This window comes from Xenorhabdus mauleonii (assembly GCF_900113945.1).
In the GTDB taxonomy this organism is placed as follows: domain Bacteria; phylum Pseudomonadota; class Gammaproteobacteria; order Enterobacterales; family Enterobacteriaceae; genus Xenorhabdus; species Xenorhabdus mauleonii.
Window position 1 is genome coordinate 406,678 of the sequence record NZ_FORG01000001.1, and the last position, 17,920, is coordinate 424,597.

General features: G+C 47.8%; 4 protein-coding genes. All 4 read right to left on the minus strand.

Translation table 11 applies throughout. The features are described from left to right. Positions 1-271 precede the first annotated feature (271 nt). Positions 272-1,351 (minus strand): dimethylsulfone monooxygenase SfnG, encoded by a 1,080-nt coding sequence (gene sfnG, locus BM100_RS01625; RefSeq protein WP_420855321.1) that lies wholly within the window; start codon positions 1,349-1,351, stop codon positions 272-274. 1,254 nt (positions 1,352-2,605) lie between these two features. Then, positions 2,606-3,778: an FMNH2-dependent alkanesulfonate monooxygenase gene (gene ssuD, locus BM100_RS01630; RefSeq protein WP_092507295.1), complete on the minus strand. Its 1,173-nt coding sequence runs from the start codon at positions 3,776-3,778 to the stop codon at positions 2,606-2,608. Positions 3,779-4,587: 809 nt separating this feature from the next. Continuing rightward, positions 4,588-17,430, minus strand: a complete 12,843-nt coding sequence (gene rtxA, locus BM100_RS01635) for an MARTX multifunctional-autoprocessing repeats-in-toxin holotoxin RtxA (protein ID WP_092507296.1) — start codon at positions 17,428-17,430, stop codon at positions 4,588-4,590. Between the two features lie 26 nt (positions 17,431-17,456). After that, positions 17,457-17,918 (minus strand): RTX toxin-activating lysine-acyltransferase RtxC, encoded by a 462-nt coding sequence (gene rtxC, locus BM100_RS01640; protein ID WP_092507297.1) that lies wholly within the window; start codon positions 17,916-17,918, stop codon positions 17,457-17,459. Positions 17,919-17,920: the final 2 nt, after the last annotated feature.

A 17,920-nucleotide genomic window follows, 5' to 3' on the forward strand; every position in this document is an offset into this window, starting at 1 on the left:
AAACAAGTATTGACGCCAAGACATTCTATTTTTTTCCTTTTTTACCCGAAGGAATATCCGAAAAAAATATTTTATTCGAGACAGTAATTATATTTTATACCTGCGCGATATAGCCAAATATTGATATTTTATATGCGAATATTTAGAAAGCATGATGATATCCGTATCTTTTTGAAAAAAAAGAATAATGCAGGTATCTTTTTGATAAACAGCGCTGTTGGTTAGCTCAAAAAAACTCACCAAAACTAGCGTGAGTTGTCAGGCAATTGGATTATAAAGCTGATTCATGTTCAAGTTGGCGGACAAGTGGGATCACGTTTTTACCAAAGTATTCCAACTCTTCCTGCACATGCAGAAAACCCAGCAACATCAAATTGACTCCCGCTTTTTTGTACTCAATGATCCTTTGAGCAATTTGCAATGGCGTACCAATAAGATTGGTTTTAAAACCGTCATTATATTGCACAAGATCTTCTAACGTTGATTTTGCCCAGTTCCCCTCTTTTTCAGGGGATGCATTGCCCGCGTTTTGTACTTCCGCCTGAAAACTTTTCACCGCATTTACATTGCTGTGCCGTAAAATATCCTGCAATACCGCTTTGGCTTCCTGTTCACTGTCACGGGCAATCGCAAAACCATTAACGCCAATTTTAACTTGATGATGATACGACTGCGCTTTAACCCGAATATCATCAATCTGTTTCTGTATATATTCGACACTGCCACCATTCGTAAAATACCAATCAGAAACCCGCGCCGCCATATCTCTGGCCGCTCTGGAACTTCCTCCCTGGAAAATTTCCGGCAGTGGCTCAAGAGGCTTGGGATTTAAGGCATAGTCACGGAAACGATAAAAATCCCCCGCAAAATTGAAGACAGGCTGTGACCAGACCCCTTGCAAACAACGGATGAACTCTTCCGAACGTAAATAGCGTTCATCATGATCCAGCCAACTTTCCCCAATGGCTTTAAATTCACCGCGAAACCAACCACTCACGATATTGACCGCAATACGTGCATTATAAAGCGTACTAATCGTTGCTATTTGTTTGGCCGCCAATGCGGGATTCCAAGGGCCGGGTAAAAGTGCGGCTATCACTTTAAGCCGCTTCGTCACTGACAATAAATCCTGAGAGAAAGTGACTGATTCATGTTGGTTTTCAGCACCATACCCCGCCGTAAAACGAATCTGAGTTAATGCATAATCAAAACCAACGTTTTCTGCCGTTTGAGCTAATTGGCGATTGTAGTGATGATCCCAATGAGTTCGCTGATTAATGCTGCTGATAACCAGCCCCCCTGAAACATTGGGAACCCAATAAGCAAACTGGATAGGGGAAGGAATGGACATCGTCATAGCACCTCTATTTAATTTATTATTTGAGTTAAAGCTGCTCTTATCAAAAGATAATCAGTCAGGGATCTTATGGCCTCCAATAATCTCCCCAAGCGGCCCGGTATAGATAAATCTGTTCTGCCGCTCGGATTCGGCTGTCTGCTCACTGACAATGTGATCATTGGCAAAAGTGGCATCATCCATTCGGCAAAACAGTGAGTTTCCTCCAAATGAGGGTAGCCGGACAGAATAAATTTCGTTAATCCCCAATGTGCGGTATTCTCTTATCCGCTCAGCAAGTTACTGGGGGTTTCCTGCCAAATCCGTATCGGCTCCACTACGAACTAACGCGATTTCCACTCCACAGAATCCAGACATAAAAGCGTATTTCTTGCGGCGGAAATGGTTTTCCCATAAATAACTTACTGAAAACCAAAATAACAACCAAATAAAAAAACCCAATTACCAAAGTAATTGGGCATTAGCATTAAATTCCTAAACAATAATAATCAGAGCCGACTACAGGCTATAACTATTTAAATGATTGGCGACATTCTCATCTTGCTCAGGAATCGCCAATAAATCAGCAGCTATCAATTTATTGAATTCTGCTTCCATGCATGCTCTTTCCTATTTTCCTTTAGCTACAGACACCATATAGATAAAGTTACAAGCAGGCATATAAATATTCTTTCTATTCCTGATCATTTTCAGTTACAATTCCATTCGTTATTTTTCTATATTTTTGCCCGGAAAAATAAAGATAAAACGCGTTATTATTATAATTAATACTGGAAACGGCTTGAACAATTTTTCAGACATATAGATAACTACTCAGATATATAACTAACTATTACCAAAAATATCAAAAAAAACCAATTAGCTTATTAATTAAAATCAGCTCATTACCGAAAAAAGTCTTTTTCACTACCGTACTACGGATTAATACCACACCTTAATAACTACACCCTGACGATCACATCCCAACAATTCAACCCAAAACTTTCACATCCTGATGACATTATATTTGAATAGATGATCCCAACTTAATTTCCCCATTGAACGCGCCACTAAAATTAAAAAAAAACATCCTTTTCCTTGCTATAAAAATGGTGTTCAATGAAATACTGAAGTTATCATCTTATGTATTAAAAGTTAGTACAGAATTATGTAATTTCAAGCTGAAATTGTGTCATTTATAAATATTTACAAATGAACAACAATTTCAGACGTAAATCTCTATTGATGTTGCTAACCTGATGTTTTCCTTCATCGGCCCGGGTGCTTATGTCCCCCGATGATTTCCCCCACAGGCCCCGCATTGGCAAACGAGTGCTGTGTTTCTGCTATTCCATCTTTTGCATTAGAAGGCTGATTATCAGCAAAAAGTGGCATCACCAGTTCAGCAAAATAGTGTGCTTCTTCAAGATGAGGATAGCCAGACAGAATAAATTTTGTGAATCCCAGAGCACGATATTCTTTGATTCTATCAGCGATCTGTTGAGGACTGCCGACCAAAGCGGTGCCTGCCCCTGTACGGACTAACCCCACACCCGCCCATAAATTAGGAGCAATGCGCAGAGATTCCCGTGAGCCGTTATGCAATGAACGCATGCGCGACTGCCCGACGGAATCCAGACGTGAAAGCATGCTTTGCGCGGAGGCGATCGTTTCATCGTCCAGATGTGAAATCAGCCGGTCTGCCGCAGCCCATGCCTCTTCCTCCGTTTCCCTGACAATGACATGGAAACGAATGCCATAGTCCAGTTGCCGTGCATATGATGCTGACAACTGGGAAACAACATCCAGCTTTTCCTGCACCAGTGAAAGAGGTTCCCCCCAACTGAGGTAGGTATCAATATATTTGGCGGTAATGTCATGGGCGGCATCGGATGAGCCGCCAAAGAACAACTTGAGTTTATCCGGCTCTGTCAACGGGAACAGGATTTCAGCATCTTCTACCTGAATGAATTCGCCTTTAAAGGTCACTTTTTCGCCTTTTATCAGCGGGAGATAGACCTGTAAAAACTCTTCCGTCACTTTATAGCGATCACTGTGACTCAGAAAAATCCCATCACCTTTATTTTCTACCGGATCTCCCCCTGTCACGATATTGATCAGCAAACGGCCAGCAGACAACCGTTCCAGTGTCGCTGTCATGCGGGCTGCCAAGGTAGGTGGCTGCAAGCCCGGTCTCAGGGCCACCAGAAAACGCAAATTTTTGGTGATGGAAATCAGAGAGGATGCAACGACCCAGGCATCTTCACAGCTTTTGCCTGTCGGCAACAAAACGCCGTAATATCCCAGACTGTCTGCTGCTAAAGCCATTTGTTGCAAGTAAGGTAAATTAATGGCCCTTCCGCCGGTAGCAGAACCCAAATAACGACCGTCACCATGAGAGGGAATAAACCAGAAGAATTTAATATCGTTGTATTGTTCCATAATTCCGCCATCATTTATTAAAATTTAAAAGGCATATTAAAAGGCATAAAAGACATTAAGTAATCAACCAATCTTTAATGGGTGTAAAAAAACATCATTAATCATCGGGCTTGATTAAGCCATATCATTCTCTATTACACTCATTATTTGACATTATGTTGCAAACGTTATGTTTAAAACATGTCATCATAATTATTTCATCTTAAATCCCAATGAGTTACTTTACTATAAATACCCATACATTTAAGACAAGGATTTAAAAGTAATTATTAATTTCCATTGGTTATATAACCTGAAACATACTTTTTATTCTGCCTGATCAGGCCATGAGCCAGGTATTTGTGTTTTTAACATCATCCGTTTGGAAACGGTTAGTTTAACCACGTTCGTTTAATACCATAATGTGATTAATAGAAAATCTAGGTTTCAATAATGCCTGCACCCGCTTCTTTGCCAACTTCTGTCCCAATACCTAAGCCATCAAAACTTACATTGAAATATTTGTTCTTTTGCATGATTCTATTTTTACAACAACTCTACCTTGCCAATTATTTTGCTTTCCCAGCAATTATGAAATAAATATAAATCATGCCATAAAATCACGGTGAGCAATAAACTTTAAATCAATTGAATAATCATAATTATTCTTCTCTATAGTTAATTGAAATAAATTACTGCATTTAAAATTCCACGCATTAATAAAATTAACGAGCAATAGCTTTTATAAATAATTTCCTATGTTCTATAAAGTTAGAAAAAATAATGGCCCACTATTGTGAGCCATTATATTATTTATTCCACTGGGTTAATTAAACCAGCTTTGATTTCCCATTTGTCGTATCAGACCATGCGGTCACGATAGTGGACTTAGTTTGGTTGTCGAGCGAATCAATAAACCCGCTGTCACCCATATTAGGCGCAAAGCCACTCATGGCCTGAACCAAGGAATCCACCGCATTGGCTGAGAGGGCGGTATATTCACGCTCTCCTTGTGCATCTTTATTGCCCATTTGGGTGATGATATCCGCACGGTTGCCATTGAAGTAGTCATTGAAAGTAACAGATCCCATTGCTTCAAACTGTCCTTGTGCCGAGCCGTCACTGATATTGCGGTGTGTCAGCAATACCAAATCATAACCGCTGCGCTGGAACCACAGGTTTTGCCAGTTGATGTCATTGAAAATAATCTTGTCACCTTGCTTGATATCTTCAACCACGTTATCAATCACAGTGCCGCTGACAACATAGCTATTAACGCCCGCGCCACCTTTAAAGCGGTTTTGATACCCGCCCAGCACAAACAGGTTATCACCCGCACCGCCACTGAATTGACTGAATTTGGATACAGCATCAGCTATCAGGTGATCGTTGCCCGCGCCACCGTTGATAACAGCGTGATAGCCCATCAGTTTGATGGCGTTATTGCCCGCATTGCCATCAATCCGGTTACCGTTGCCGAATACGGTGGCAAAGTCATTGCCTGCGCCCAAATCGACCTGATTGTTGTTGCCAATGGTCACAACGTAGTCTTGATCTTCTCCCGCCGCAATGCGGTTGAAATTGCCGGATGCTACGATGTAATCGCGCCCCTTGCCGCCATCAATCACACCGCCTTCACCGAAAGCAAAGACCTGATCATTGCCGTCTCCCATGTAGGCGTAATTAATGCGTCCTGCCAATACAGCGACATCATTGCCCGTACCACCAAACATGAAATTCTCACGCCCCATCAGAACGCCCACATCATCACCTTCACCGCCGGCGAAAATGTTTGAAGTGCCGACAGAATAGAAGACGTCATCACCACGGCCACCCCAGAAATTATTGTTATCTCCCAGATAGGCACCCAGATCTTTCCCGTCACCACCCCAGTTAAAGTTGTAGTTACCGAGGGAAACGTGAATATCACCATCACCTTGCAAATGACCGCTATTGCGAAGGAAATCGAAGGTTTTGTCCTGCATGTTCAGCAGATCGGCTGTCAGGTTTTCTTTCAGATTGGTCACCAGAGATGCCATTTCTGTTTGCTTATCCTGATTGAACAGTGTTGCAAACAGGTTCGGCAAGTTCAGTGAATTCAAGCCAAAGGCACGCTCAGATTGCGGTTCTTCTGCTCCCGCTGCGGGCTTGTCGATGGTGACAGTATTGACGGAAACCGACTCATCCTGATTTTCATCAGGTGCTTTTGCTTTCAAGCCATGACTTTCAGCAAAAGATTTCACGCCATCAGCGCCCATATCCAACCCGGCTTTCAAGCTCTCAAGCAGTTTTTCCGGATCAGTGAAAGCCCTCAGTTGATCCCCGCTGAATTCGCCGATGATTTCCAGCATGTCACGCACAATGGCAATACCATCAACCGGCTGGCCTGAACGGGAAACAATGCCGCCATTCGGGGTGTAATCCACGCCAAAAATATCCGCCAGCGTAGTATCTGCGCCGATGCCCGCCAGATTGCCCAACAGTTTATTTTTAAGCTGGCGCGGTAAATCTGTCGGGCTAAAGGTAAACGTCGTTTTTGCCATGCCGGTGGCCGTATATTCCTGCGTCATCAGGCCGAACAGCGAACCCAGATTGGTATCCAGAATCGATGTAATATTGTCACCGAACATAAAGTTCCAGTTGCCGGTAGTGACCTGAATATCGGCACCCTGCCCACCAACCGCGAAGTTGAAGGCCAGTTTTTCATTCGCCTGACGGAATTTATCCGCCCGGCTGACTTTACCCATATCAGGAGTATTGCCGCTTCCTCCCAGCCACTGGTTGTATTTCTTGTTCAGCGTACTTTCCAGATCATTTTTCAAGCCACGGCTGCTGCGCTCATTTTGAGAGTCCAGCTCCGTCAGCGTGTTGTAATCCACACTGCTGCTCAAATCCAGACCAGACAGATCACTGACATATTTCTTCGCACTTTCCAGTGTCCATTGCTGATTTTGTGTCGTCAGCCAATCTGCTGAATCATACGAGCCGGCGATATTTTGCAAGACGCCGGAAATACGGGCAGCCCCCTCAAATGGATTGACCAGCGGCGGGGTTGGAATGGATTTTTCCAGCATCACGATCAGATCGTTACTGCGCCCCAGATTGAAGCTGACATTCCGGTTGCCGACAAACAGTTGCGCACCTTCCAATGCCTGATATCCCGCAATATTGACACTGTGCTTGCTGTCTCCGTTGCCAATGTGAACCATGACGTTATTGTCACCGAAGGCCAGAGACTTGAAACCACCTGTGCCGACTTTGATGCCTACGTTCGTGGTTCCCCAGTTGACGGCGGTAAATTCCCCCTCACCCAGTTGGAGCTGAATATTGCCGGCATAACTCAATTGCTTGCTTGAAGCCGATTCAGTGACAGTGCTGTCCGCTCCGTCATCGCCACGCTGTTTCGGCGCATGGAAAATTTCCGCATTATCCGCGATAGCGCCTTTGGCTTTTGCATCAACCTCTGTCTGCCCTACGCGGGACAAAATAATGTCATTCTCAGAAATGCCACGGCGAACATGCTCTGAATGGCTTTCCACTTCGCCTTTCTCATTCCAGCCCAGCACAATTTTGTTGTCCGTGAGTTTGTGAACCCACTGCTCCTGCGCATCTTTCGTGTATTTGCGCCCTGCGCTGTCCACCGCAACGTCACTGCTGCGCGCCGATACGGTCGTGCGGATGCCTTGCCCATCCAGCGCTGAAATAAAGCGGCGGGCAAATCCGTCACGCTTGTCATCGCTTATCAGGGAACAACCGACAAGGCTGATGTGATCAGGTGTGCCAAACGATTTAAAATCAGTACTGAACTGTTTCAGTCTCAGAGCCAGCTCGTCTGCACTGTAACCACTTATACGCGTATAATTTCTGCGCGTTTCATCGTGCATATCGTTTTGTGTGGCCCCTTCACGCCCGTGCCCGACAATCTGCCAGCGCAATTTGCCGGACTGCAAGTTGTCAGGCTGTAATTTGTCAGACTGTAATTTGTCAGACAATGCAGTCAGATCACCGTACACCACACGGTATTGCCCATTGGCATCAAGCTGAACGATAACACTGGAATCTGCGTGTTTACTTGCCAGACTTGCAGCCGCTTTTGCCGCAACCGGATCATTTTCGGTCTGGATAATGAGTTGGCCGTTAAAGCGGCTATCGCTGTCTTCCGCTTGCGGAGCCACAGTCATGCGCTCCCACGATCCCACGTCTTGATTGTTCACAACACGGTTAACGCTGTGTGAAGCATCATGCGGCGCATCGTCGTTGAGCGGCATTTTTATCTCAGATGAACCAAGGCTTGAAACGATCTGTCCGACATATTGGTGCATCACTCGGTTACTGGCTTCATGACCGTAGAGGGTCTGTTCACCGGATACCTGATAGCCATCGGCAATAAGTTTGGCTCGCAGGGTTTCACCGGCATTGCCCAAACCTTCGTTATCGGTCAGCAACATAATCGGGGTCTGTTTAGCAATGCCTTGCAGATTTTTCTCCACCGAGAACTGGCCATTGACCGCTTTCGCCAAGATTCCTGTCAGCCCCGCAGGGTTTGGTACTTCATGGGCGGTAATCGCCTTGGTCATGCTCGGCATTGGTCTGTCGAGCAATAAACCCGAAACGGCCTGACCATTTTGCTGCGCATAACGGGCAAGATCGGCGGCAACCGCCCCGCCCATGGAATAACCATGAATAATGATATTTTCTGGTTTAATACCGCGATCATTGACCAAGTAATGGAACATGGTGCGGGCATCCTGATACAGACCTTTTTCGCTGGGATAACCATCACTGGAGCCGTAACCCCGCATGTTCACTGCCAGCATGTCGATACCCTGCTTTTGATAGTGGGTCTGGATCACACTGGATTGCTCTTCTGCCGATGAACCGGAACCATGGATGAACAACACCACTTTCTTCGCAGAACTATGATCAGGCTTTTGCCCGGCATCGTTACCGTCATTACCATCAATAACATTATGGTAATACCCCGTCAGGCGGCCGGTTTCCCCTTTCAGCGTGACTTTATCCGCAGTGCCGTCAATGACGGCCGCATCCAAGATGATCTGAGTACTTTCATCCACCTTGCGGCGGTTTTCTTTAGCGCCGTAAAGTTCATTGTTCAGGAACCGTGTCACCGGATTAAACGGCTCGCTGTCACGGGGAGGTGTACTATCGTTGTCAATGGCCACTTTTTCCGGCAGGTTGTCGGTTTTCTTATCCTGCCCCAGCGCCAGCAATTCTTCATCAGGAAGGCGATGGAGTTTCTTGGCGCTGGTTTCAAGCTGGGCTTCCTGTAATGCCTGCCCCAAATTGAACAGTTCGGTTGGCGTCCAGACGCCAAATTTAGGCCGCCATGTCGAATCGAGGACTTTATCCACGCCACCTGCTTTAAGAATGCGGGCCACGATGCTTGAACAGTTATCTGTCAGCAATTGATAGCGGGCATCAGGGTTCTGGCTGATTTTTTGCCATTCCATCTGCATGGCTGCCATGTCCAATCCGCTCAGATTGATGCGGAAAACACGTCCCTGCTCTCCTTCACTGGCTTTGAAATCCTGAATATTATTCAGTTCACGCTCAGCAAACTGGCGGATCACGTTGGTAATGCGTTTTTCTGTCAATTCCGGCGCTTGTTTCGCTGCCTTGCGCAGTGCTTCAGCAAAATTTTTGCCTACTTCAAACATATCCATGCCGCCATCTTCCCACTGTTTCATAAACGGTTGGTAGATAGGCTCAGGTATGCCAGCCGATTGCAGAAGGTTAGGATTCGCCAAGGCCGCCATGGCAAAACCTTCACTGACTTCCTCGAATTTGGCATCAACGCCTTTGGCTATTTGCAGTTTTTCAAGGAATCTTTCCAGTTTTCGGGTGCCGTCTTGCAAGCCAAAGTTATCCCTTTCTTCAGAAGCGACATCCTGTTTCAGCGTCTCATTTTGAGCCGCAGGCTGGCTGAGGTCACGCCAGCGTATCTTTAGATCCGGATACTGTTCGGAGGAGACGTTGAAAATACGGCCGGGATTGGATGATTTGCTCCCTTTAGGCCACCAGCTAACGTAATTTTTTTCGTTAAAGTCACCCGCATCTTCTGCGCTTATCTGCACTCGCCCCTGGCCAATTTGCAGTGCCGCATGTCCCAGTCGGCTGTGATCACTGGGTTTCCAGACAAATAAGGTCGCGCTGATTGGAGACAATTGTTGTTCAATCGCTTGGTGTACTTTTTTCAAGCCGGAGACATCAATGCCTTTTCCGTCTTTCGCCAAATCGCGGGGTTGCAGGTTTGCAAAAACGGTATCTGTCACCGATTGACCATATTCTTTAGTCACGGCTGCTTTAAGCTGTTCAACCGCTTTTTCCGCGCTTTCTGCTTTCATGGCAATCTGGATATTTGATTTGCCGCGGGTGACAAAATCCCCTTGTTCATCGAGGTAAAGATGTTTGGAGCCTTTGAGATTGGCATTGCCCAATTTGCTGTAAAGCTCACTGAAACTGCCTTTGCCCGTACTTTGTAGCGTCGGTTCTGCCAGTACCAGAGATTCTTCCATCCGCACGTTAATCTGCGACAGCAGGTTTTTCAATGCAGGAATACGGGCTGAATCTGGATGTCCCAACAGGTAGCCTTCAACTTGATGATGCAAATGGGTCAACTTTTCGACCGCATCCAAGTCATAATCTTTGCTGTTTTGCAGGGTGTTTTCGTAATCTTTGAGCGCATCCAGAACATTGCGGTAACTGTCACCCAACGTTTTTCCCTTAACGTAAGCCGCTTCCTGCAATTCTCCTGCTGATATCAAGTTTGCTGCCGGTTTATAACTCCAGCTTCCGTCTACTTTTTCAGCCAGGATACGGGTACGCCCGTGATCGTGGGAAACAATGCGATCGCCCACCAGATGCAGAGATTCCGGCAGTTGGTCGTAATTGTCATAATTGGCAAGGATAAAGCGCTCAACAGTTTTGATTTGAGCAGTATCATCCAGATCGTCCAGAATAATCGCCTTGAACTCATCATTGTCACTGCCCGGCCAAGGACGGACTTCAAAGCCTTCATCGTCCAACTGACGCACCAGCAAATTGCGTTCTGTACGCAGCCCGTAGAATGGTAATGCTTGATTGAGCAGGCTATCTATGGCACTGGTTTTGATATCCAGATCAATCAGGGTATCCGCTCTATATCCCGCAGGATTTAAGGCCAGCAATCTTTCCTGTTCGTCAAAACTGAGGGAATCAAAACGCGCCTTGACGGAAACACCCGCTTCTGTCAGCCGGCGGCCAATAGACTCAGGCGGTACACCTTGGTACTCTTTCGGCGCTTTATCCAGCAGGCGAATTTCACCCACCAACCCTTCACGCTGCAACTGGCGCAATACCGGCAACTCAACATTCCAGAAGTAGTTGCCAAGGCGCAATCCCCCTTCCGCAATGACATACACATCATCGCGCGATCCCGTGGCATAGAGGGAGCTCCAGAAACCAGTATTGCTGCGGGCAGAGGCATTAATCAGCGACTGCAACGCATTTTGTTCAGCAACATCAGAATCGAGGAAGATCCCCCCCCAGCGCTTCAGGGTTTTGTTCATATCAATAGCAAAAGCGTTGCCTTTGACATCGATATCGTAAACCACTTTTTTGCCATCCGGCTGGGCATCGTTAAGGATGTCTCGGTACTGTTTGAAGTTTCTGCCTGACCAGAACGATACAATGCTCTTATCGCCGTGAACCGGCTCAAAGCTGTAGCCATAATGTTCAAGTTTGGCAACGAATTCGACACGCTTGTCCCAGTCATAATCAATGGTGGCATCAACGAACAATTTCGCAAGTGTTGCCGTCTGATCTTTCGGGATGCTGTTTTCCGTGCCATTCAGGTAACCTTCAATAAAAGTCACCATTTTTTGTCTGAGATGCTCGGGGATATCGGCATCTACCCGCTCAAATCCCGGAACCGGAATATATTTCTCGGTGGCAAAGTCGTTGTCGCTGTCCAGCCAGCGGTAAACTTCGGCAACTTTCTGTGCCCGAATGGCTGCACCGGATTCATTGTCAGCTTGAACCGCTGAATCCTGCGGGGAAACCGATGAAGAAAGTTCCTCACCCAACGCCCGCAATCCGGTCAGATCCAGTCCTGAAATTTTCGGGGTTTCTCTGCTGATTTCAACCGATGAAGGCATTGCCTTGCTGACAGACTGATGTACGGAGGTTTCGGTATCGGCAGAAGCCAGGGAAGATCCCGTTGAGATTTTTCCGGCCTGCCCTTTTCCCCGTATGCCCGCATTGATCTGCAAACGATTTAACGCCGCTTTTGCATCGCTGAGTTCGTTCAGGTCTTCATCGATGAATTGCAATTCCGCACTGAATCCGCTGTCAGTCGGCTCAGGGAATTCAGGATGTAAGTCAGCATCTGATTCCGGAGCCACTCCAAGATCGGTACTGTGGCTGCCAGTCAGTTCCTTGCCTGATAACCCGCTGCCCTTAGCCCCTGTCCGGCTGGGTTTATAGTTGGCATCCAGTTTTGCACCCTGTGCGTTGTCTTGTACCTGAGCAGTTTTGCTGTTCGCCGCAGAAACGTCTTGCTGACCACGTTGTTCTGCTTTCTGCGCTGCCGCATTGCCGTCACGTTTTGCTTGTTCGGCCTTATGCAGTTGGCTGATGGCTTCCTGCTCCCTGAATTCAACGGAAGCCCGCGTTTTATCAATATCCTTTTCGGCATTCAGGCGGTGTTGTTCACTGTTGAGGACACCCGCTTCTGATTGGTCTACCGCACCTTTTATATCCTTCAGGCGGTCTGCTGCGGCACGTTGTGAATCAGCAAGCTGCTGCTGTGCAGTTTCGCTTGCGCTATCCAATTGGGTCTGGACACGCGTCAGGAATCCGCCCGCAAACTGATTACGCCACTGTTCACCCGATGCTCCGTCGTGTGTCGCATAGCTGTTCAGCGCGTCCAATCCCTTGGCTTTTGCCATCAGTTCATCGGTTACTGCCTGAGCTTCTTGCTCTATGGCATCGCGCTGAGATTGCCCGTTCGCATTCAGGGCGTTCACGTCGGTATTTTCCAGTTGCGCCTGAGTTGCAGAGATGGCAGCCAGTTGCTTGTCTTTTTCTTGCTCCAGACGCTGGCGATCTGCTTCCGCCCGTGCTTTGTCCTGCAAGGCATTCAGTGCCGCTTTATCTTGCTGCACCGAATCAGCGATGGGGTTTTCTGTCCGTTCAGAGGTTGCCACGACATTATCCAGAACATAGCCCAACCCATCATTCAGGCCGATCCCAGAAAATTCCAGTCGGTTGCTGCCCGCCTTGGCCGTTAGCGTCAGAGTCTGGTTTTGCCATTCAGGGCGGCCATTGGCAGCGGCAAAAACAACTTCACCATTCCACCAGACTTCCAGCCCGTTATCAGCAGAACTGCCGGCGCGTCTGGCAAAATCGAACTTAACAACAATTTCTTCACCCGCGATCAGATCCTGAATATCCTGATAGAGATGCGTATTGCCGCTGACATCAAGTTCGCTGACCCGCTCCCCGTGCCCTTCAGCACTAAGCCCGTATGCCTGAGCGGAATGGCTGGCCTCAATGCCATTGGTGTGCATCCATCCCTCTGCCCCTTTTTCAAAATCGCCATTGACGACCAAGTTGCGTGACGAGTCTGGATTCAGGCGTCTTTCATTGCCCAGCGAGTTTTCAATGCCGTCAGTATTTGGCGCATCAACCTCGGACACCGTACCTTTCAGGCCGTTTTGCAAATCAGAGGTGACCTGATCAATTTCTGTCAGTTTAAAACCATCCAATGACGAAATTTCTGCCAAATCAATGGCACCGCGCCCTTTATGATTGCCTGATGTATTAGCTTCATCACCATTCACCAGGTAATTAATGCCCTGACTGCCCGCGCTGCCAAGCAGTGTCTGCTTAACGTTATCAAACAAGGCACTTAATTTATTGCTCTCGGTATTGCTTTCTGCCACCGCAAGGCTGTAAAAATCACCGTTACCCACCTGAATTGCCACGTTGTTGCGAGCATACGAGGCGTTGATGTTCAGACCATCACCGACACGGATATTGGCATTGCCCTTGCCTTTCATGACAGAAACATTCAGGCCGTCGCCAACGCGGGTATTGACGTTGAATTTGCCCCAAGCCACGTTGACTGAAACACCATCACCAACTTTGGTATTGATGTTCAAATCGCCATGAGCGGCGGTTACGCTCAAGCCATTGCCCACGGTCGTCGTGATATTGCCTTTGCCCTTGGCGGCGGTGATTTGCATGCCATCGCCCACTTTGGTGACAATATTGCCCTGACTCCACAGCGCATTGAGGCCATCCCCATCGCCGATGTGGGTCACGATATTGGCATCGCCTTTGGCAAGTACTGTGTTGCGGCCATTGCCCACTTTGGTAACGATGTTGGCTTTACCCCAAGCCCCCGTGTAATCATCGCCATTGCCCAGATGCGTGATGATGTTGGCCTGCCCCTGCACAACGGTGATTTCCTGCCCATCACCGATTTTGGTCATGATATTGGCTTCACCTTTGGCAAAGTTATAGCGATCGCCATCGCCGTAATGTGTTACCACATTGGCTTTGCCCCAAACGGCATTAATCCCTAAGCCATCCCCCACTTTGGTGATGATGTTCGCTTCGCCTTTTGCGAACCCGACGGTAGTGCTGTCGCCCATGTGGGTCATGATGTTGCCGATTTTCGAGATCAACAAACCGACAGTAGTTCCATCACCGACTTTGGTCAGAATATTGCCTTGGCCAGATAGCAAGGAAGCTGTCGTGCCGTCGCCGATATGGGTGATGACGTTGGCTTCAGAAGCTGCAATCACGCCCATGAAATCATTGCCGACTTTGGTGACAACGTTGGCTTTACCCAAAGCCAGAACGCCCGTCAGACCATCGCCAACGTGCGTCATGATATTGGCTTTACCGAACATGGCGGCCAGCGTTGTTCCGTCCCCCACTTTGGTCATGATATTTGCGGTGCCGGCAAATAAGCCGATGCTGGTGCCTTTTCCGACATGGGTATAAATATTGGCTTTGCCTGCCATCAGGGCGGCTGTCAGGCCATCACCGACTTTGGTCAGGATGTTCGCTCCGCCGATCATGGCAGCAAAGGCAGAACCATGACCAATCTGGGTAAAGATGTTGCCTTTGCCGATCATGGCAGACAGTGCATCTCCATTGCCGACTTTGGTGGCAATATTGCCTTTGGCAATCATCAGGGCCACGCTTGTGCCATCGCCAATATGGGTGTACACGTTGCCGAATGCCAGCATCAGCGCCAGTGCATCACCATTGCCGACTTTGGTGAAGATATTTCCTGCACCGCCCATTAACGCCCAAGCATTTCCATCACCTACATGAGTGAAGATATTGCCGGCACCGACCATAGCAGCGATCGTTGTTCCTTCACCCACTTTGGTGAAGATATTGCCTGCCGCGCCCATGACACCCAGCGTTTGGCCGTTCCCCACGTGGGTCAGGACATTTCCCAGACCCAGCATAATGCCGGTGGTATCGCCATCGCCGACTTTGGTCAGGATATTCGCGCCACCTAACAGGATTCCGGTCGTTTTACCATCGCCGACATGTGTCAGAACGTTGGCGCCGCCGCCCATGATGGCCTGCACATTCCCCTTGCCTTTCTTGGTCAGGATATTGGCACCGCCCAAGGCGATTGCAGAAGTATCCGAGTGGCGGGCCTGCGGATCGGCAGAGCCAGCCGCATCGCTGATATGGGTAATAATATTGGCACCGCCAAACATGGCGGATTCCAGATGACCGTTCCCCATTTTGGTCAGGATATTTGCTCCGCCTGCCAATATGGAGGCAATATTGCCTTCTCCCATTTGGGTCAGGACATTGGCGCCACCGAGACCAGACCAGAAAGCATCCCCATTGCCGATTTGGGTATGGGTATTGAAACCACCACCCATTGTGACACGGCTGTTGCCATTTCCTTTGTGAACAGAGACATTGCCAACGGCCAGAAGGTGGGCAAGATAGCGGCCATCACCAACGCGAACCAAAATGTTGGCGGCTCCGCCAGCATTGATGTCCATATCACCGCGCAATCCTTGATGCAGCAGGACATTGGCAATACCGGCACCATTAAATTTCAGGTTCCCTTCTTTGCCTTTTTTGATGATAACGTTTGCGCCACCAGCACCATTGAATTCGGTGTTACCGAATTTGGCGCTGTGTTCAATAATATTGGCAATACCGGCACCATCGAAATACACATTCCCGCGGGTGACGTTGGATTTGATGACGTTGCCGCCACCCGCCCCTTCATAGCGAACATCGCCGGAACTCTCTTCATCACTCGTCACAGGCTTAAATAAATCGGAGTCGCTGTACTCATGCATACCCGCAACCCGGGCAAAAGAGGAGCGCACGGTCTTGGCGCTATAATGAAGACCGCTCAGCGAATAGCTGCCGGTTCCCATATAGTGATAACCGTTGGCGGCGGAAATATTTTCATTGGCCACGTTTGCCGTGTGATCCCCCTCCTTATACCAAGGGCGGGCGATGTATTGCAGTATTCCGGTTTTCGGATCGTTCCTCAGTTCCACCGTAATAATTTTTGTGTATATCCCCAGTTTCTTGGCATACACATAACTATTCGGCATACGGTTGGATTTCACCGCCTTGACATCGACGGTAGTTCCGTCCTGGTAAATCGCATATCCCCCCATTTTGGCATCTGACAGAGTGATATCTGAGGCATTTATTTTGACGCCGCCGCCATACGTCACCCAATCATTTTCCGTCAGAGTGTTCTCAACCGCATGGAGCATGACAGATTGCCGGCGTTCAACCGTCAGATTTGACAGGGTATAAGCGCCATCAATGTCAACCCCGACAAAACCGCCCTGTGCCGAGATATCCTGTTTTCCAAGACTCTTCAGCTGGTTGCCCGCTTTATACCAAGAGGTGGTGTAATATTTCAGCCGGCCGGTTTCCGGATCATTGCGAAGCTGGACTTTATTGATTTTGGTATACATCTCGTCTGCAAATGCAAACAGATAAGTATTCGGTTCCCGTTCTGACTTGATGCCGGTTACCTGATGGTTGCTGCCTATCCATGTTCCGTTCATGGTGGCATTTTTCAGGATAATTTCTTCAGCGTTGGCGTATTCCATTCCTTCGCCGCTGAAATCGTCGTCCGTTCCTTTACGAGTAATTTGGTTGTAACCGCCCGCACCCGAGAAATGGATATCGCCGTGTGTCACATCAGAATACAGGCTGTTATAAGCGCCCGCGCCGGTAAACCGGATATTCCCACGCTCACCTTTGCGCGAGAAGCCGTTGTAGCCAGAAACCCCCGAATAATTGATATCCCCATTGGCTCCCGTGTGATCGATGTTCAATCCACCGGCAGCGCCTGCAAATTCTATTGTGCCGTTATGGGTTTTATTGATGGAGGTATAACCAGAACCGCCCTTTACCGTCAGGGAGCCGCTGGTATCATTGATATTCAGATATCCCGCGCCGCCGACGACTGTATCATGTCCCCATGTTGTATTGACTGTTGCACCGATAGAACCCACGACAATGTAATCATTGCCGCCATAGGCGTTAATGACACCGCCTACACCAATGGCATGTATTGTGTTTCCATCGTTATCATCTTCATATTTACCGGTAAAGAAATATTCCGTACTGCGGTTGGATGATTTCCCCATAGATAATCCTGGTGTTGATCGAAAAATTAAACCGTAAACCACTGTACCCGGCGGATGCAGCGGTCATTGTGCTCATCCAGAATTCCCCTGACCGTACAGGCTTTTTGCCCTTTCCATGCAGCAAACACCCGACGGCGAAGATCGTGGGCGATATCGCGGGCATGTCCGAAAGGCGCAATCATTTCTGGAAAAAAGATATGTTGGCCGGAACGCCAATCTTCCAGTGATATTTCTCGATCACCGGCAAGGATTGCATCCCGACTGTCATCAGACAAAAAAGCCCAATTGCAGAAAGCAACTGGGCGTTTATATTCATCTTCGTAATAGCAAAACTGATTGAACTGAAATGACGGCAAAATACGCTGTTGCCATTCGGCAACCAGATAGCGTCGATGTAACGGAGAATGCTGACAAAGCAGCATTACCCCACCAATCATTGCCTGTATTTCAGTCGCATCCAGTGTTGCTGCTTGATGGTTGATCATCATGA